The 16,674-nt window shown below is 61.5% G+C and carries 17 protein-coding genes and 1 rRNA gene; 4 read left to right on the top strand and 14 right to left on the bottom strand.

What is annotated here, in order from left to right:
- Positions 1-32: 32 nt before the first annotated feature.
- From JAB6_RS04825 to JAB6_RS04765, 13 genes are all read right to left on the bottom strand, one after another.
- On the bottom strand, positions 33-935 hold the full coding sequence (locus JAB6_RS04825; protein ID WP_070301596.1) for a pseudouridine synthase: 903 nt from the start codon (positions 933-935) through the stop codon (positions 33-35).
- Between the two features lies 1 nt (position 936).
- Positions 937-1,839, bottom strand: a complete 903-nt coding sequence (locus tag JAB6_RS04820; RefSeq protein WP_070301595.1) for a M48 family metallopeptidase — start codon at positions 1,837-1,839, stop codon at positions 937-939.
- A complete protein-coding gene (locus JAB6_RS04815; RefSeq protein WP_034749407.1) occupies positions 1,820-3,079 on the bottom strand; it encodes an AmpG family muropeptide MFS transporter in 1,260 nt (419 codons plus the stop codon). The genes JAB6_RS04820 and JAB6_RS04815 overlap by 20 nt, the downstream gene beginning before the upstream one ends.
- Positions 3,079-3,690, bottom strand: coding sequence for a methionine biosynthesis protein MetW (metW, locus tag JAB6_RS04810; protein ID WP_070301594.1), 612 nt, complete (start codon positions 3,688-3,690; stop codon positions 3,079-3,081). Before metW ends, JAB6_RS04815 begins: the two co-directional genes overlap by 1 nt.
- On the bottom strand, positions 3,687-4,886 hold the full coding sequence (locus JAB6_RS04805) for a homoserine O-acetyltransferase (protein ID WP_083292536.1): 1,200 nt from the start codon (positions 4,884-4,886) through the stop codon (positions 3,687-3,689). The genes metW and JAB6_RS04805 overlap by 4 nt, the downstream gene beginning before the upstream one ends.
- Positions 4,887-5,020: 134 nt before the next feature.
- Positions 5,021-6,763, bottom strand: coding sequence for a phosphoenolpyruvate--protein phosphotransferase (gene ptsP / locus JAB6_RS04800; protein ID WP_034749571.1), 1,743 nt, complete (start codon positions 6,761-6,763; stop codon positions 5,021-5,023).
- Positions 6,764-6,807: 44 nt separating this feature from the next.
- Positions 6,808-7,077, bottom strand: a complete 270-nt coding sequence (locus tag JAB6_RS04795) for an HPr family phosphocarrier protein (protein WP_034749416.1) — start codon at positions 7,075-7,077, stop codon at positions 6,808-6,810.
- A gap of 90 nt (positions 7,078-7,167) precedes the next feature.
- A complete protein-coding gene (locus JAB6_RS04790; protein ID WP_070301592.1) occupies positions 7,168-7,572 on the bottom strand; it encodes a PTS sugar transporter subunit IIA in 405 nt (134 codons plus the stop codon).
- A 14-nt stretch (positions 7,573-7,586) separates the two neighbouring features.
- On the bottom strand, positions 7,587-8,543 hold the full coding sequence (gene gshB, locus JAB6_RS04785; protein WP_070301591.1) for a glutathione synthase: 957 nt from the start codon (positions 8,541-8,543) through the stop codon (positions 7,587-7,589).
- Between the two features lie 97 nt (positions 8,544-8,640).
- Positions 8,641-9,939: a glutamate--cysteine ligase gene (gshA, locus tag JAB6_RS04780; protein ID WP_034749425.1), complete on the bottom strand. Its 1,299-nt coding sequence runs from the start codon at positions 9,937-9,939 to the stop codon at positions 8,641-8,643.
- A gap of 203 nt (positions 9,940-10,142) precedes the next feature.
- Positions 10,143-11,678, bottom strand: coding sequence for an ammonium transporter (locus JAB6_RS04775; RefSeq protein WP_070301590.1), 1,536 nt, complete (start codon positions 11,676-11,678; stop codon positions 10,143-10,145).
- 11 nt (positions 11,679-11,689) lie between these two features.
- Positions 11,690-12,028 (bottom strand): P-II family nitrogen regulator, encoded by a 339-nt coding sequence (locus JAB6_RS04770; RefSeq protein ID WP_010393464.1) that lies wholly within the window; start codon positions 12,026-12,028, stop codon positions 11,690-11,692.
- Between the two features lie 11 nt (positions 12,029-12,039).
- A complete protein-coding gene (locus tag JAB6_RS04765) occupies positions 12,040-12,807 on the bottom strand; it encodes a TorF family putative porin (protein ID WP_034749431.1) in 768 nt (255 codons plus the stop codon).
- A 270-nt stretch (positions 12,808-13,077) separates the two neighbouring features.
- Here JAB6_RS04765 and JAB6_RS04760 point away from each other — a divergent pair, with 270 nt between their 5' ends.
- The 4 genes from JAB6_RS04760 (at position 13,078) to JAB6_RS04745 (ending at position 16,096) form a co-directional block, all read left to right on the top strand.
- A complete protein-coding gene (locus JAB6_RS04760) occupies positions 13,078-13,326 on the top strand; it encodes an accessory factor UbiK family protein (RefSeq protein WP_070301589.1) in 249 nt (82 codons plus the stop codon).
- Between the two features lie 111 nt (positions 13,327-13,437).
- Complete coding sequence (locus JAB6_RS04755) at positions 13,438-14,958, top strand: YifB family Mg chelatase-like AAA ATPase (RefSeq protein WP_070301588.1); 1,521 nt, start codon at positions 13,438-13,440, stop codon at positions 14,956-14,958.
- 66 nt (positions 14,959-15,024) lie between these two features.
- Entirely contained in the window at positions 15,025-15,570 is a 546-nt protein-coding gene (locus JAB6_RS04750; protein WP_070301587.1) for a hypothetical protein, read from the top strand.
- A gap of 181 nt (positions 15,571-15,751) precedes the next feature.
- Positions 15,752-16,096: a DUF1840 domain-containing protein gene (locus JAB6_RS04745; protein ID WP_034749443.1), complete on the top strand. Its 345-nt coding sequence runs from the start codon at positions 15,752-15,754 to the stop codon at positions 16,094-16,096.
- Positions 16,097-16,157: 61 nt separating this feature from the next.
- Here the strand turns inward: JAB6_RS04745 and rrf are convergent.
- Positions 16,158-16,270: ribosomal RNA gene (gene rrf / locus JAB6_RS04740) — 5S ribosomal RNA — on the bottom strand.
- Positions 16,271-16,674: the final 404 nt, after the last annotated feature.

Genomic DNA, 16,674 nt, shown 5'->3' with positions numbered 1-16,674 from the left:
AACATGGTTGATACGCCAGTGGTGGCATCGGCTTACCCGAGCATGCGCCGGCTTTCAAAATGGCGCATCTCGCCCGTCAACGGGTCCGTGAAATCGATGGCCCGCGCCAGCAGTTGCAAGGGCTGCGACATGTCATCTTCCTTGCACGGCAGGGCCACGGGATAAAACGCATCGTTGACGATGGGGATGCCCAGCGCAGCCAGGTGCACGCGCAGCTGGTGCTTGCGGCCCGTGTGCGGCTGCAGCCGGTACAGGGCGACAATGCCGCGCTCTTCGATCAGCTCGATGATGGTTTCCGAATTCGGCTCGCCCGCTTCCTCGCGCATGAGGAAAAACTGCGCGCCCTCGACCATGCGGCTGCGGTAGGTAAATGGAAAATCGCGCCCCGCCAGCACGGGCGCCAGCGCCTCGTAGGTCTTGCGCACTTCGCGGCGCTGGAACAGCGACTGATAGGCGCCGCGGCTGGCTACCTGGCGCGAAAAAATCACCACGCCGGCCGTCTCCCGGTCCAGGCGGTGGATCGGCGTCAGCTCGGCGCAGTCCAGCTTTTTCTTCAGGCGCGTCAGCAAGGTCTCCTGCACGAAGCGCCCGGCCGGCGTCATGGGCAGGAAGTGCGGCTTGTCGACCACCACCAGGTGTTCATCCTGAAACAGTATCTCTTCCTGGAAGGGGATCGGTGTTTCCCGTTCCAGCTCGCGGTAGTAAAAAATGCGCATGCCGCGCCGGTATGCGCTATCGGGCGCCAGCACGGCGCCGTCCCCGTTGACCACTTCGCCGCGCGCCATGCGGTCCAGCCATTGCGCGGCGCTGATCTGCGGATAGCGCTCGAGCAGGAAGGACAGCATGTCCGGCCACTGCCCTTCGGGCAGCCACAGATAGCTGGGCGCCACGCCGTCGCGCATGGGCAAGGGTGCGGCGGCGTGACGGGCCGGCATCCTAGCGCTGCGCGATGGCGTTGCTGCGGTAAGGCGGCAAAGCGTCGATGCTGACGCCCTTGCTGCGCGCGTACAGCGGCAGCACTTGCGCCATGTGGCTGTTCATCTGCGAGATGCGGTCCTTGCCAGACGGGTGCGTCGAGAGGAATTCCGGCGGCGCGCCCTTGCTCACGGCGGCCATCTTCTGCCACAGGATGACGCCGGCGCGCGGGTCGAAGCCGGCGCGCGCGGCCAGGTCCATACCGATCAGGTCCGCCTCGCGTTCATCGTCGCGCGAAAACTTCAGCATCACGCCCTGCGCCGCCATATTCGTGGCGGTACTGGTGATGCTCGGATCGACGCCGAGCCAGGCCGACAGGCCGGCACCGGCCAGCTTGGCACCGACGGCGGCCAGGTTGCCCTTGCCGGCCTGCGCCTGCGAGTGCTCGCGCAAGGCGTGGGAAATCTCATGGCCCATGACGATGGCCACTTCGTCGTCGGTCAGATTCAGCTTGGTGATGATGCCGCTGTAAAAAGCGATCTGCCCGCCCGGCATGCAAAAGGCATTGACCTGGTCGGAATTGAGCAGGTTGACCTGCCAGTTCCAGTTGGCCGACGCCTCGTTCCAGCGCGTGGCGAACGGGATAATGCGCTGGGCGATGGCACGCAGGCGTTTCACTTGCGGATCGCTGTCGGGCACCAGCGCATTTTTTTCCTTCGCCTCGTTGACCAGCTGCGTATATTGCTGCTTCGATTGTTCATTGAAGTCGGCGCCGCCGGCAAAGATGCGCGAAGTCGACAGGGGGCGTACCTTGATGCCATCCTGGACCGTCGCCTGCTGGGCGTGGGCAGACAGGGACGACAGCGCGGTGGCCGCGCACAGGCTGGCCAGGACGGCGTAACGTTTAAGGGATATTGGTGCCATTGGCAGACCTCCATGGAGCGATTTTAGGCAGCATCATCATGGCCGGGAAGGCCAGGAAGAAGCACACGATGAAAAACGAGAACCAGCCCAGCTCGGCGACCAGAAAGCCCACCGAGGCATTGATCAGGGTGCGCGGCACGGCGCTGAGGCTGGAAAACAAGGCATATTGCGTGGCAGTGTAGCGCGGGTCCGTGCTGCGCGACAGGAACGCGACAAAGGCAGCCGCGCCCAGGCCCAGGCTGGCAAAGGCTTCAAAACCGATCACGGCGCTGAGCAGCATGGTATTCGGCCCCACCTGCGCCAGCCAGGCGAATCCGAGAATGGCGACCGCCTGCAGCGCGCCAAACACCCACAGGCCCCGGTTGATGCCCAGCTTGAGCATCCATATGCCGCCGACCACGCCACCGGCCAGGCTGGCCCAGAAACCCGTGGTGTTGGCGGCCAGGCCGATCTGCGTCATGGAAAAACCCAGGTCCAGATAGAACTTCGTCGCCAGCGCCGTGGCCATGCTGTCGCCGATTTTGTAGAGTAGTACGAAGGCAAGGATCCACATTGCGTTACGCCAGCCATCGCGCGCGATGAATTCCTGGAACGGCAGAATGATCGCTTCGCGCATGGTCTTCGGCGGCGAGCCGTACACGGTCGGCTCCTTGATCAGCAGGGTGCAGACAAACCCCGGCAGCATGAAGGCGGCCGTGATCCAGAAGACGGGTTGCCACGGCATGCGGTCGGCCAGGATCAGCGACAGCGCGCCCGGCACCATGCCCGCCACTTTATACGCGTTGACGATGACGGCGGCGCCCAGGCCCTGCTCGTTGTCACTGAGGATTTCACGCCGGTAGGCGTCGATGACGATGTCCTGGCTGGCAGACAGGAAGGCCACGCCGCCGGCAGCCGCCGCGATCAGGCCGATCTGCGTGAGCGGGTCCAGCATGCCCATGCCGCCGATGGCAAAGAACAGCGCCACTTGCGTGAGCGCCATCCAGCCGCGCCGCCGTCCCAGTCCCAGGATGCGGTAGCGGTCCATCAGGGGCGCCCACAGGAATTTCCAGATGTACGGGAACTGCACCAGCGCAAACAGCCCCAGCGCCTTGACGTTCAAGCCCGACTTGGCCAGCCATGCCTGCAGCAGGTACAGCAGGATGAACAGGGGCAGGCCGGAACTGAAGCCCAGCACCAGCACGGCCAGCATGCGGCCGTTGGCATAGGAACGCCAGCCAGGCGCCGGGCTTTTGCTCATCAATGCACCGCTTTTTTACGCAGGCGGAAGACGGCCAGGTCGCCGCGCAGGTTCGGCAGCACGGAGACCATCTTGCCTTCGGCCAGGGCCACGCATTCGATCACTTCCAGGCCGCATTCCTCGGCCAGTTCGCGGAAGTCGTTGATGGTGGCGCAGCGCACGTTCGGCGTGTCGTACCACTGGTACGGCAGCGATTTCGACACGGGCATGCGGCCTTTGAGCAGCGCCACGCGGTGCGGCCAGTAGGCGAAGTTGGGGAAGGAGACGATGGCCTCGGCGCCCACGCGCACGATGTCGCGCAGCAGCGGCTCGACCTGCTTCATCATCTGCAGCGACGACAGGCACAGCACCGTGTCGAAGCTGTTGTCGCCAAAAATCGACAAACCCTTTTCCATGTCCTGCTGGATCACGTTCACGCCACGGCGGGTGCTGGCCAGCACCTTGTCGTCGGCGATCTCGATGCCGTAGCCGCTGCACTGCTTGTCGCTTTGCAGGTACTGCAGCATCACGCCTTCGCCGCAGCCCACGTCCAGCACGTGGGCATTGTTCGGCACCCAGTGGGCGATGAAGGCCAGGTCGGGGCGCAGCGCGCTCAATTCGTCAAAAGTCATGCGGTCTCCTTCGCGCCCTGGCGGACGGCTGTGTTCTGTACTGCGGCAGGCGTGCCCGCCCCGATGTCGTTCCATACCTGGCCATAATAGGCGCGCACCATGTTCATGTAGCGCGCGTCTTCCAGCAGGAAGGCGTCGTGGCCGTGCGGCGCGTCGATTTCCGCATACGTGACCTGGCGGCGGTTGCATACGAGCGCTTCGACGATTTCGCGGCTGCGCTCGGGCGAGAAGCGCCAGTCGGTGGAAAACGAGGCGAGGAAGAACTTGGCCTTGGTGCCCGACAGGGCCGTGGCCAGGTCGCCGCCATGCGCGCGCGCCGGATCGAAATAATCGAGCGCCTTGGTGATCAATAAATACGTGTTGGCGTCGAAGTATTCGGAGAACTTGTCGCCCTGGTAGCGCAGATACGATTCGATCTCGAAGTCGATGCCGAAGCCGAACTTGTAGTCGCCCGTCTGCGCCGCATCGCGCAGCTTGCGGCCGAATTTTTCCGCCATGTCGTCATTCGACAGATAGGTGATATGGCCCACCATGCGCGCCACGCGCAAGCCGTTCTTCGGCACCACGCCGTGCGCATAGAAATCGCCGCCATGGTAATCGGGGTCGGACAGGATGGCCTGGCGCGCCACGTCATTGAAGGCGATGTTTTGCGCCGACAGCTTGGCCGTCGAGGCGATCACCACGCAATGGCGCAGGCGCTCGGGGAACATGATGCTCCACGCCAGCGCCTGCATGCCGCCCAGGGATCCCCCCATCACGGCGGCGAACTCGGTGATGCCCAGTTCATCGGCCAGGCGCGCCTGCGCGCTGACCCAGTCTTCCACCGTGACGACGGGGAAGGCGGCGCCATACGGCTTGCCAGTGGCGGGATTGGTGTGCATGGGGCCCGTCGAGCCGAAGCAGGAGCCGAGGTTGTTGACGCCGATGACGAAGAATTTGTCCGTGTCGAGCGGCTTGCCGGGACCGACCATATTGTCCCACCAGCCCGTGCTCTTTGCTTGGTCCGCGTAGACGCCGGCCACGTGGTGCGAGGCGTTCAGGGCGTGGCAGACCAGCACCGCGTTCGATTTGTCGGCGTTCAGGGTGCCGTAGGTTTCATACATCAACATATAGTCCCGCAGCGATGCTCCGCTTTGCAGCTGCAGGGGTTGCGCAAAATACATGGTTTGCGGCGAAACGATTCCAATGGATGACATGTGTGTCGGTTTATAAAAGGGGGGCGGCCCCACGGGCCATGGTCGATGCAGCACCGCGATGATAGGTGCTGCAACTTTAGCATCAGGACACCTCTTGCCGCGCGCGACGTGTCCTGATGCTGATAGGTGACAGTTTACATGAGCTGCAGCTGCTGGACGGCTTCCGCGATCACATTTGGTTCCATGGAACGCATAATTTTGCGCATTTGTGGCGCAATCAGGCCCAGGTCGCTGTTGAGGATCTCTTGCTTGACCGCCAACAGCTGGGCCGGATGCATGGAAAACTCGCGCAGCCCCATGCCCAGCAACAGGCGCGTGAGCTTCACGTCGCCCGCCATTTCGCCGCACACGGCCACGTCGATGCCCGCCTTGTGGCCGGCGGCGATCGTCATGGAGATCAGTTGCAGCACGGCCGGGTGCAGCGGATTGTACAAATGCGCCACTTCGTAGTCGACCCGGTCGATGGCCAAGGTGTACTGGATCAGATCATTCGTGCCGATCGACAGGAAATCCATGCGCTTGACGAACATGGGCAAGGCCAGCGCGGCGGCGGGAATCTCGATCATGGCACCCACTTCGACTTCGTCGTCGAACTTGACGCCCTCCTCGCGCAGGCTGGCCTTCGCTTGCGCGATCATGGCCAGCGACTGGTCGATCTCGAACGCATGCGCGAGCATCGGGATCAGAATGCGCACCTTGCCGAAGGCGGAGGCGCGCAAAATGGCGCGCAGCTGCGTCAGGAACAATTGCGGCTCGGCCAGGCAGTAACGGATAGCGCGCAGGCCCAGCGCGGGATTGAGGGCAGTATGGTCGGCCTGGTCGAGCGGCTTGTCGGCGCCGATGTCGAGCGTGCGGATGGTCACCACGCGGCCCTTCATCGACTGCACCGTGTTGCGGTAGGCCTCGAACTGCTCGTCCTCGGTGGGAATCTTGTGGGCGCGGCCCATGAACAGGAATTCGGAACGGAACAGGCCCACGCCGCTGGCGCCCGACTCCAGCGCAAACGGGCAATCTTCGGGTAATTCGATATTCGCCAGCAAGGTGACGGGCGTGCCGCATTTGGTGACGGCCGGCGTCTTTTTCAGCTTGCCCAGCTTCTTGCGCGCGCGCTGCATGGCCACCTGGCGCTCGCGGTACTGTTCCAGCACCAGCGCGCTGGGGTTGGCGATGACGACGCCGGCGTCGCCATCGATGATCAGCCAGTCATCCTGGTCGATCAGCATCGATGCCTGCGACATGCCGACGGCGGCGGGAATATCGAGGCTGCGCGCGACGATGGCCGTGTGCGAGTTCTGTCCGCCCACGTCGGTAATGAAACCGATGAAGGAGCGGTCACGGAACTGCAGCATGTCGGCCGGCGAGATGTCGTGCGCGACGACGATCATCTGCGCCATCAATTCATCTTCGGCGGCCGCCTTGGGCAGCAGCTGCTCCGTGCCCAGCAAGACTTTCAAGACGCGTTCGGCCACCTGCTGGATATCGGCCTTGCGCTCGCGCAGGTACGGGTCTTCGATTTCGTCGAACTGGGCCGACAATTCATCGATCTGCGTCAGCAGCGCCCATTCGGCGTTGTAGTGGCGCTTGCGGATGATGTCGAGCGGCGCTTCGGAAATCATCGGATCGGACAAGATGAGCGCATGCACGTCGATGAAGGCGCCCAGCTCCGTGGGCGCATCCTTGGGCAGCTCGTTCCACAGGGTTTGCAGTTCCTTGTGGACGGTGGCGATGGCGCTTTGCAGGCGCTGCACTTCGGCTTCGATCTGCTCCTGGGCGACCAGGTAATGTTTGACGTCAAGGGCGGCCGGCGCCAGCAGATGCGCGCGGCCAATGGCGATGCCGCGGGAAACCGGGATGCCGTGGAGCGTGAAAGATGCCATGGGTTGACCTGTCGGAATGCGGCTGCGGCTGCGTTCGGCGGGCATTACTCGCCTTCGCCAAACCTGTCATTAATCAGGGCGGTCAACGCATCGACACATGCCTGCTCATCATCGCCCTCTGCTTCCAGGGTCACTTTCGCGCCCTTGCCGGCGGCCAGCATCATCACGCCCATGATGGACTTGGCGTTGATGCGGCGCGCGTTGCGGGTCAGCCAGACGTCGCTCTTGAACTTGGCGGCGAGCTGGGTAAATTTGGCGGAGGCGCGTGCGTGCAGTCCCAGCTTGTTGATGATTTCGAGTTCTCTTTGAATCATTTTTGTATGGTCTCTATCCCTGAATGCACTGCATTGTTGCCAGCCCTGCTATAAAACCCGCCGCCTTCAGGGCGGCGGCCATGTCACTCTCTACTCGCCCACGCGAATACGGTTATCGACGCGCACGGCGCCGCTTTGCGCACCGGCCAGCGCCATCTCCACCACCACGTCGAGCGTGTCGCGGCGATACGTGATGGCACGCAGCAGCATCGGCAGGCTGATGCCGGCGATGACTTCCACCCTGCCCGCATCGGCCAGCTTGTTGCAGCAGTTCGACGGCGTGCCGCCCTTCACGTCGGTAATCACCAGTACGCCGGAACCATCGTCGAGGCGGCAGATGGCTTCCGACGCCAGTTTCTGCACTTCCATCAGGTCCTGGTCGGCGACGACATCGATGGCTTCAAACCGTTCCGTTGGCCCCCGGAACACATGCGCGCAGGCGGCGATGAACGCCTGTCCCAGCGGTGCATGTGTCATGAGCAAAATCCCTACCATAGTCATTTCACCTTCTAGCGCTGCTGCGCTTGCGCAACGCCATGCTCGACGGCGTCGACAAACATGGCCGCCACGTCAAAACCCGTTTGCTGCATGATTTCCTGGAAGCAGGTCGGGCTGGTGACATTGACTTCCGTCAGATAGTCGCCGATCACGTCCAATCCTACCAGCATCAGGCCGCGCGCGGCCAGGATAGGGCCCAGCTTTTCTGCGATTTCCAGGTCGCGTGCCGTCAATGGCTGCGCCACGCCCGTGCCGCCGGCGGCCAGGTTGCCCCGTACTTCGCCCGCCTGCGGGATGCGCGCCAGCGAAAACGGCACCGGCTTGCCGCCGATGACGAGGATGCGCTTGTCGCCCTTGGCGATGTCGGCGATGAAACGCTGCGCCATGATGGTCTGCGCGCCGTTGTCCGTCAGCGTCTCGATGATGGCGCCCAAATTCAGGCCATCGGCCTTGACGCGGAAGATGCCCGTACCGCCCATGCCGTCGAGCGGCTTGAAGATGACATCCTGGTGCTTGGCGTGGAAGGCGCGCAGGCGCGCTTCGTCCGACGTCACCAGGGTCGGCGACGTGAATTCGGAAAACTGCGCAATGGCCAGCTTTTCATTGTTGTCGCGGATGGCGGACGGCTTGTTGAAGACGCAAGCGCCCTGCTTTTCCGCCAGTTCCAGCAGATACGTGCCATACACGTATTCCATGTCGAACGGCGGGTCCTTGCGCTCGATGATGGCGTCCAAGGTAGACAGGCGCACTTCTTCGGTAGAAACCACCTTGTACCAGTCGTGTTCGTCGCCGGTCAGCTCGATGTGTTTGACCCGTGCCGTGACGATGCCCTCTTCCAGCGCCATATCCTTCTGTTCAAAGGCATACACGGCATGGCCGCGTTTGGCCGCCTCGCGCATCATGGCGAAGGTGGAGTCTTTGTAAGTCTTGAAGCCTGCCAGCGGGTCGGCAAGGAATGCAATTTTCATGGTGCGTCCAATCGGGGAGCCTGGATAAGGAATGCTTGATTCTAGCCGAGATCGCCAGGCGCGGTAGTCGCCGCGCCCGGCAAGTCTCGTTGACGGATCAATACACCTCGGGATTCGGGTCCGTGCGCTCCATTTCCAGCGACGCGGCCAGCAAGGCCAGGCGCGCCACCACGCCGTACACATAGAAGCGGTTCGGCGCGGCCGTGCCCGGCTTGGCCTTCAAGTCCGGCACGGCATGCTGCTGGGCAAACGCCAGCGGCACGTACTGCGAGCCGGGCGCGTTCAGGTTCTGGTCCACGCCCTTTTCGGCATGCACGCGGTAGAAGCCACCCACCACGTAGCGGTCGATCATGTAGACGACGGGCTCGGCCACGGCATCCTTGATGCTTTCAAACGTGGGCACGCCTTCCTGGATGATCACGTCGGTCACCAGCTGGCCATCCTTGACGATGGACATTTTTTCGCGCTGCTTGCGCGACAGGTCGCGCACTTCGCTGGCGTCGCGCACCGTCATGATGCCCGTGCCATACGTGCCCGCATCGGGCTTGACGATGACGAACGGCTTTTCCTTGATGCCGTATTCCTTGTATTTCTTGCGGATCTTGGCCAGCAGCACGTCGACGCTGGCGGCCAGCGCATCTTCGCCCTCGCCTTCCTGAAAATTCACATCGCTGCACTTGGCGTGGAAGGGGTTGAGCATCCACGGGTCGACATCGATCATCTTGCCGAATTTTTTCACCACTTCATCGTAAGCCGTGTAGTGGTTGCTCTTGCGGCGCAAGGCCCAGCCCGCATGCAAGGGTGGCAACAGGCTTTGCTCATGAATATTTTGCAAGATATCGGGGATGCCATCCGACAAGTCGTTATTCAGCAGAATCGTGCAAGGGTCGAAATCCTTCAAGCCCAGGCGGCGGCCATTGTTCAGGCGCACGAGCGGCTCGATGACGAGCATGTTGCCATCTGGCAACGCCAACGGTGTCGGCTGGGTAATCTCGGGCGACCAGGAGCCGAAGCGCACGTGCAGCCCCGTCTGGCGGAAGATCTGCATCAATCGCGCCACGTTTTGCAGATACTGCGGCGTGGTGTTGTGTAATTCCGGCACGATCAGCAGGTTGCGGGCGTCCGGGCAATACTTGTCGATGGCGGCCATGGCCGCTTGCACGGACAGGGGCAGCATTTCCGTGGCCAGGTTATGAAAACCGCCAGGGAACAGATTGGTATCGACGGGCGCCAGCTTGTAGCCGGCGTTACGCAAGTCTACCGAGCAATAGAAGGGCGGCGTGTGCTCTTGCCACTCCATGCGAAACCAGCGCTCAATGGCCGGCGTCGCGGCCAGAATCTTTTTTTCGAGGTCGAGCAGCGGTCCGGTCAGGGCCGTGACGAGATGGGGAACCATAGTTACATCCTTAAATTATGTGCAGTATTCAAAAAAGCACACAGAACTGCCGACTATATTACCGTGTAAGTACCCCAAATCGGGGCAAAAGCCTTGTTTTAAAGACCTTTTACATTCCCACAACGAAAAAAAGGCACCTCAATGAGGCGCCTTTTCCACCGGACATGCCGCGCCGGGACGCTGGCATGCCAGATAGTGATTATTTAGCCATGATACGCTTGCTCGCCGTGGCTGGTGATATCGAGGCCTTCGCGCTCTTCTTCTTCCGGTACGCGCAGGCCGATGACGATGTCGACCAGTTTATAGGCGATGACGGAAATGATGGCAGACCAGAGGATGGTGGTGCCGACCGCTTGCGCTTGCACCCACACCTGGTGGCCGATCGAGTACGGATCCGCCGACATCTTGTTGGTGACATAATCGAAGATGCCCTGGCCGCCCAATTGTGGTGCAGCAAACACGCCCGTCAGCAAGGCACCGAGGATACCGCCCACGCCATGCACGCCGAACACGTCGAGCGAATCGTCAGCGCCGATCAGGCGTTTCAGGCCATTCACGCCCCACAGGCAGACGACACCGGCCAGCAAGCCGATGACCAGGCCGCCCATCGGGCCGACAAAGCCGGCCGCCGGGGTGATCGCCACCAGGCCGGCCACTGCGCCGGACGCGCCACCGAGCATCGATGGCTTGCCTTTGCTGATCCACTCGCCAAATACCCACGACAGGGTAGCGGCGGCAGTGGCCAACAGCGTATTGACGAAGGCCAGGGCAGCCACGTCGCCCGCTTCCAGCGAGGAACCGGCATTGAAACCGAACCAGCCCACCCACAGCAGCGACGCACCGATCATGGTCATGGTCAGCGAGTGCGGCGCCATCGATTCGCGGCCGTAGCCGACGCGCTTGCCGATCATGATCGCGCCCACGAGGCCGGCGACGGCGGCATTGATGTGCACCACGGTGCCGCCGGCGAAGTCCAGCGCGCCTTTTTGCCAGATCCAGCCAGCCTTCAGGGCTTCACTGGCCGAAGTGGCGGCGTTGGTGATCAGGTCAGGACCGGTCCAGAACCACACCATGTGGGCCGCTGGCAGGTAGGCGAACGTGAACCACAGCACGACGAAGGCCAGCACGGCGGAAAACTTGGCGCGCTCGGCAAAGGCGCCGACGATCAGCGCGCAGGTGATGGCGGCAAACGTGCCCTGGAAGGCGACAAAGACGAACTCGGGAATGACGACGCCCTTGCTGAAGGTGGCGGCGGCGGCAAACGTGCCCTTGGCCGGATCCCAGATACCGTTCAGGAACAGGCGGTCGAAGCCACCGAAGAAGGCGGTTTTTTCCGTGAAGGCGATCGAGTAGCCGTAGATACACCACAGCACGATGACCAGCGCGAACACCATGAACACTTGCATCAGCACCGACAGCATGTTCTTCGAGCGCACCAGGCCGCCGTAGAACAGGGCCAGGCCGGGGATGGTCATCAGGATCACCAGCAGAGTACTGATCATCATGAAGCTGGTATCGCCCTTGTTGGCGACGGGCGCGGCGGCTGGCGCGGCGGCGGCCGGGGCCGGAGCGGCGGCCGCTGCAGCTGCGTCAGGCACCGGCGTGACGGCAGGGGCGGCGACGGCCGAAGTCGTGGCCGCCTCCGTCTTGGCGGGGGCATCGGCAAAGCTCGGCGCGGCGACGCCAAACGCACACAGACAGGCAAACCCAGCTAGCAATTTTGTTATATTTTTACGCATCAATATTCCCCTTAGAGCGCTTCGTTGCCGGTTTCACCGGTACGGATGCGGATGACTTGTTCCAGGTTGTAGACGAAAATCTTGCCATCGCCGATTTTACCGGTACGCGCGGCACCTTCGATCGCTTCGATGGCCTGGTCGACAATGGCGTCATCGACGGCCGCTTCGATTTTGGTTTTTGGCAAGAAGTCGACGACATACTCGGCTCCACGGTAGAGTTCCGTGTGACCTTTCTGGCGGCCGAAACCTTTGACTTCGGTAACGGTAATGCCTTGCACATTGATAGCCGACAAGGCTTCGCGTACTTCGTCCAGTTTGAACGGTTTAATGATTGCAGTAATCATTTTCATGGCAGTCTCGCTTAAAAGGTTTTGGATACGGTCAGCACGAGACCGGATTTCGCCAGATTCTTGCCATTCGGTGCCAGCGACGTGATGTTGGCTTTGACGTAGGCCAGGGCGACTGTTGCCATGCCAAAATCCTTGGTGACGCCCAGCTTGTAGTCGGTGTAGCTGAGGGAATCGTTGTGCTCGACTTTCTGGCGGCCCACATGCAGGTTCAGCAGATAGCCTTCGTGCACATCGATATTCGCGCCCACGTCGAGGTAGCCGCTGTTCTTGCTGTCGGCCACGCCGAACAGATTGGTGGTCGAGTGCGAGTACTTGATGTAGGCCGGGCCATAGCCGAGCTGGCCATACAGCTCGAAGGTGTTGGCATTGGTGCTCAGCCCATTCGAAGGATAGAAGTAGTACAGGCCGCCCACGTCATAGGTAAAATCCTTGCTGATCTCGCCCCGCTTGCCGCCGTAGATATCCCATTCCAGGTTGGTATCGCCGCCGCCGTCCTTGATCCATTTGATGCTCGACAGCCAGGTGCCGACGTACAAACCCGTCGGGTTGTGGGTATAGTCGGCACCGCCGCTGATGGCCGGTTTCAAGCGGCTTTGCGAGATGCCGCGGTAACGGTAGTCGCTGGTCAGCGCCACGTTGTAACTCACCACGTTATCAGGTACGGCTTCGGCTGCAGCAGGCGCCGCCACTGCATCCTGAGCCATGGCGCTACCGCACAAGGCGGCCATGGCCAGCGTCAACGCTGCAGCTAAAGTCATGTTCTTGGACAGATTCTTCATGGCGATTCCCTTTTATTGAACTTTTAAAGCGGTTGAGGTTTAAAATCTTGGCTGGAGATCACAAAGCGTTCATACCTTCTTTAGCAGAATACGTGCCAGCTCTCTTGCCACCTTGACAGGTGCGTTTCCGGCCATACATACCCTGCAAGCCTGTGGGCATGCGGGTACGGGCTGCTGAAGCATTGTGAATTTGCCCAGTTTCGCACCAGATTAACGCCGCTGTGCACCGCAATGGTGCGATGCACAGGCCGCACCATAAAAGGACTGACCATGGACATGAATACCTTCTTTAACGACTTGCAAGGCAAGATCCATCAAGCCATCGAAAACTCGCCTGCCAAGGATATCGAGAAAAACGTGAAATCGATGATGACCCAGGGCTTCGCCCGCCTCGACCTCGTCACGCGCGAGGAATTCGATATCCAGGCGCAAGTGCTGGCCAAGACCCGCGCCAAGCTGGACGCACTGGAACTGCGCCTGATCGAGCTGGAAACGCGCGTGAACGACACCAAGGCGTAAAGTGCCGCCAGCCAGGCGCCGATATTGACGGCCTTGCTGGCATAGCTCAAGCCCGGCGGCCTTCCACGCGCTAGACTGATCCTGCCCGCGCCCGCGCCACAGGGGAGTCTGATGAGTCTGGCCGTCCTGAAAAGCCGCGCCCTGGCCGGCATGGAAGCGCCCGAGGTAAGTGTCGAAGTCCACCTTGCCAATGGCTTGCCTTCGTTTACGATTGTCGGCCTGCCGGATACGGAAGTGAAGGAATCGCGCGACCGCGTCCGTGCCGCGCTGCAAAACTGTGGCTTTGAGATGCCGGCGCGTCGCATCACGGCCAATCTGGCGCCGGCCGACCTGCCCAAGGAATCGGGGCGCTTCGACCTGCCCATCGCACTGGGTATCCTGGCCGCCTCCGGCCAGTTGCCGGGCGACCAATTACACCACTACGAATTCGCTGGCGAACTGTCGCTGTCGGGCCAGTTGCGCCCCATCCGTGGCGCCCTGGCCATGACCTTTGCCATGCAGCGCAGTCAGGCGGGCACGCCGCGCGCCTTCATCCTGCCGCAGGCGAACGCAGACGAAGCGGCGCTCGTCAGCGATGCCTGCATCTATCCTGCCCACAGCCTGCTCGAGGTCTGCGCGCATTTTGCTGCGCACGCCAGCCGGACCGTCCTGCAACGCCACCAGCCCATGCTGGCCGTACCTGCTTTTGCGTATCCGGACTTTGCCGACGTGCAAGGACAGCAGCAGGCGCGCCGCGCACTGGAAGTGGCGGCCGCGGGTGGCCATAACGTCCTGATGGTGGGGCCGCCGGGCGCGGGCAAGACCATGCTGGCCAGCCGCTTCCCCGGCGTGCTGCCGCCCATGAGCGACGAAGAGGCGCTGGAATCGGCCGCCGTGCATTCGCTGGGCGGCCACTTCAAGGTGGAACACTGGAAGCGGCGCCCCTACCGTGCTCCGCATCAGACGGCGTCCGGCGTGGCTCTGGTGGGCGGCGGCAACGTGCCGCGCCCGGGAGAAATTTCGCTGGCCCACTGCGGCGTGCTGTTTCTTGATGAAATCGCCGAATTCCAGCGCCGGGTACTCGATGTGCTGCGCCAGCCCATGGAGTCGGGCGTGATCAGCATTTCACGCGCGGCCCGCCAGGCCGAGTTTCCTGCCCGCTTCCAGTTGATCGCCGCCATGAATCCCTGCCCCTGCGGTTATCTGGGCCATGCTTCGGGACGCTGCCGCTGCACGCCGGACGCCGTACTCCGTTATCACAGCCGCCTGTCCGGTCCGCTACTCGACCGTATCGACCTGCAGATTGAAGTGGCCGCCATGCCGCCGGCGGCGCTGGGGCGGCACGCAGGCGCCGGCGAAAGCACGCAAGCTATTGCCACGCGGGTCGCGGCAGCCTTTGCCCTGCAGCTGGCACGCCAGGGCAAAGCGAACCAGCGCCTGAGCAGCACGGAAATCGAACAACATTGTCGCCTGGAAACGCATGGTGAACAGCTGCTGCATGGCGCCATGGCGCGACTGCACTGGTCGGCGCGCACCTATCACCGGGTACTGCGCGTGGCGCGCAGCATCGCGGACCTGGCGGGCAGCCCCGGCATTACGCAGGCGCATGTCGCCGAAGCGATCCAGTACCGGCGCGTGCTGCGTGAAATATAAGGCAGCCAGCGCGAACGCCACGCGTGCGCGATTGCGCGTGACTGGCGGCGCTGCTACCATCTGCTGATGAAAAAACCATCACTTGCCCTCTTTCTGGCTACGCTCGCGGCCGCCAGCGTCCTGTCCGCCTGCAGCCCGAAATTCGACTGGCGCGACTATCGCAGCCCCGACGCCCAGTTCACGGCCCTGTTTCCAGGCAAGCCGGCCGTGCTGACACGCGAGGTCGACCTCGATGGCAAGAAAGTCAGCCTGACCATGACGGCCAGCGAAGTCGATGGCAATACCTTCGCCATCGGCAGCGCCGTGCTCGACAACGCAGAACAGGCGCAAGCGGCCCTCCCCGCCATGCAGACTGCCCTGTTGAAAAACATCAACGGCACCGTGCGCAGCGAAAAATCCGCATCGGCGGCCAGTAGCACGGCTGCCGGAACGCAGCAGCGCAGTTCGCTCAGCATCGAGGCCAAAGGCACGCAACAAGGCAAGCCTGTCTTGCTGGTCGGCCGTTTTGTGGCGCAGGATAAGCGCATCTTCCAGATCATCATTCTCGGTGAAGAAAGCAAGCTGTCGCGTGACACCATCGACACCTTCATGGACTCGGTGAAACTGGATTAAGACTTAACGATCGCTTAAACCGGTGTTTTCACGATAAGCGAGCTCTTGTAAATACGTGCGTTGTCCAACAGATGGCCCTATCCGGCTTGCAAATATGCAATCCGGGACAAACGGACGGCCTGTGCGACATTTCAAGTCGTGATATTGTTTCGACACTAACAACAAGTTTCAGAAAGCGCTTATGTTGATCTCATTCAAATCCAAATCTTCCCCTGAAGTGCTGATGTATCAAGAACATGCCCAGCGTATCCTCGACATTCTGCACAAGAACCCCACGCGTGGCGTCATCACGCCAGCCGAAGCGGGCGATGCCCTGGCCCTGCTGGAAAAAGAAGTCGCGGAAAGCAAATTGCATCCGGAAAATGACATCGAACACGACGCGCATACGCCAGAAACCCTGGAAGATGGCGAAACGGGTGCCCATGCGCGCGCGCAAAAAGTGCATTTCTCGCAGCGCGCCTATCCCCTGATGGAAATGCTGCGCTCGGCCAAGGCGGAAAATGAAAGCATCACCTGGGGCATCTGATCCGATGAATGCTGCAAACGAAAAAAAACCCCGCACCTAGCGGGGTTTTTTTATATAACAAGCCTGACGATAACCTACTTTCACACTGGTTGCAGCACTATCATCGGCGCAAAGTTGTTTCACGGTCCTGTTCGGGATGGGAAGGGGTGGTACCAACTTGCTATGGTCATCAGGCATAACTTTTTCAACAACCTGCTCCCAGCGGGGCAGCAAGTCGTCTGATCTGAGGAGGCGAATTATACCCCAGGTCGGCTTGACGCACAAGCGCGTAGCAGGCAATCACCACGCGAATGTCAACAATGTTGTCGGATTACGCGCTACGCACCTCGGCGGCCCCGCTAATCCGACCTACCGGCCATCCAATAAACGTAGGTCGGCTTAGCGCTGCGCGCGTAAGCCGACAAGAACCTGCGGCGCCAAAACAAAACCACCAGACGAAAAAAAACCCGCCAATTGCTTGACGGGTTTTTCTCTTACTGCGAATAACAAGCCTGACGATAACCTACTTTCACACTGGTTGCAGCACTATCATCGGCGCAAAGTTGTTTCACGGTCCTGTTCGGGATGGGAAGGGGTGG

The sequence above is a fragment of the Janthinobacterium sp. HH104 genome, assembly GCF_001758715.1.
In the GTDB taxonomy this organism is placed as follows: domain Bacteria; phylum Pseudomonadota; class Gammaproteobacteria; order Burkholderiales; family Burkholderiaceae_D; genus Janthinobacterium; species Janthinobacterium aestuarii.
Note: the sequence above shows the minus strand (reverse complement) of the source record. Positions and strands in the feature narration are given on the sequence as shown.

Excerpts from the sequence above, each read along its gene's own strand:
- JAB6_RS04825 (WP_070301596.1), bottom strand. The coding sequence starts at position 935 with ATGCCGGCCCGTCACGCCGCCGCACCCTTGCCCATGCGCGACGGCGTG.
- JAB6_RS04820 (WP_070301595.1), bottom strand. The coding sequence starts at position 1,839 with ATGGCACCAATATCCCTTAAACGTTACGCCGTCCTGGCCAGCCTGTGC.
- JAB6_RS04815 (WP_034749407.1), bottom strand. The coding sequence starts at position 3,079 with ATGAGCAAAAGCCCGGCGCCTGGCTGGCGTTCCTATGCCAACGGCCGC.
- metW (WP_070301594.1), bottom strand. The coding sequence starts at position 3,690 with ATGACTTTTGACGAATTGAGCGCGCTGCGCCCCGACCTGGCCTTCATC.
- JAB6_RS04805 (WP_083292536.1), bottom strand. The coding sequence starts at position 4,886 with ATGTCATCCATTGGAATCGTTTCGCCGCAAACCATGTATTTTGCGCAA.
- ptsP (WP_034749571.1), bottom strand. The coding sequence starts at position 6,763 with ATGGCATCTTTCACGCTCCACGGCATCCCGGTTTCCCGCGGCATCGCC.
- JAB6_RS04795 (WP_034749416.1), bottom strand. The coding sequence starts at position 7,077 with ATGATTCAAAGAGAACTCGAAATCATCAACAAGCTGGGACTGCACGCA.
- JAB6_RS04790 (WP_070301592.1), bottom strand. The coding sequence starts at position 7,572 with ATGGTAGGGATTTTGCTCATGACACATGCACCGCTGGGACAGGCGTTC.
- gshB (WP_070301591.1), bottom strand. The coding sequence starts at position 8,543 with ATGAAAATTGCATTCCTTGCCGACCCGCTGGCAGGCTTCAAGACTTAC.
- gshA (WP_034749425.1), bottom strand. The coding sequence starts at position 9,939 with ATGGTTCCCCATCTCGTCACGGCCCTGACCGGACCGCTGCTCGACCTC.
- JAB6_RS04775 (WP_070301590.1), bottom strand. The coding sequence starts at position 11,678 with ATGCGTAAAAATATAACAAAATTGCTAGCTGGGTTTGCCTGTCTGTGT.
- JAB6_RS04770 (WP_010393464.1), bottom strand. The coding sequence starts at position 12,028 with ATGAAAATGATTACTGCAATCATTAAACCGTTCAAACTGGACGAAGTA.
- JAB6_RS04765 (WP_034749431.1), bottom strand. The coding sequence starts at position 12,807 with ATGAAGAATCTGTCCAAGAACATGACTTTAGCTGCAGCGTTGACGCTG.
- JAB6_RS04760 (WP_070301589.1), top strand. The coding sequence starts at position 13,078 with ATGGACATGAATACCTTCTTTAACGACTTGCAAGGCAAGATCCATCAA.
- JAB6_RS04755 (WP_070301588.1), top strand. The coding sequence starts at position 13,438 with ATGAGTCTGGCCGTCCTGAAAAGCCGCGCCCTGGCCGGCATGGAAGCG.
- JAB6_RS04750 (WP_070301587.1), top strand. The coding sequence starts at position 15,025 with ATGAAAAAACCATCACTTGCCCTCTTTCTGGCTACGCTCGCGGCCGCC.
- JAB6_RS04745 (WP_034749443.1), top strand. The coding sequence starts at position 15,752 with ATGTTGATCTCATTCAAATCCAAATCTTCCCCTGAAGTGCTGATGTAT.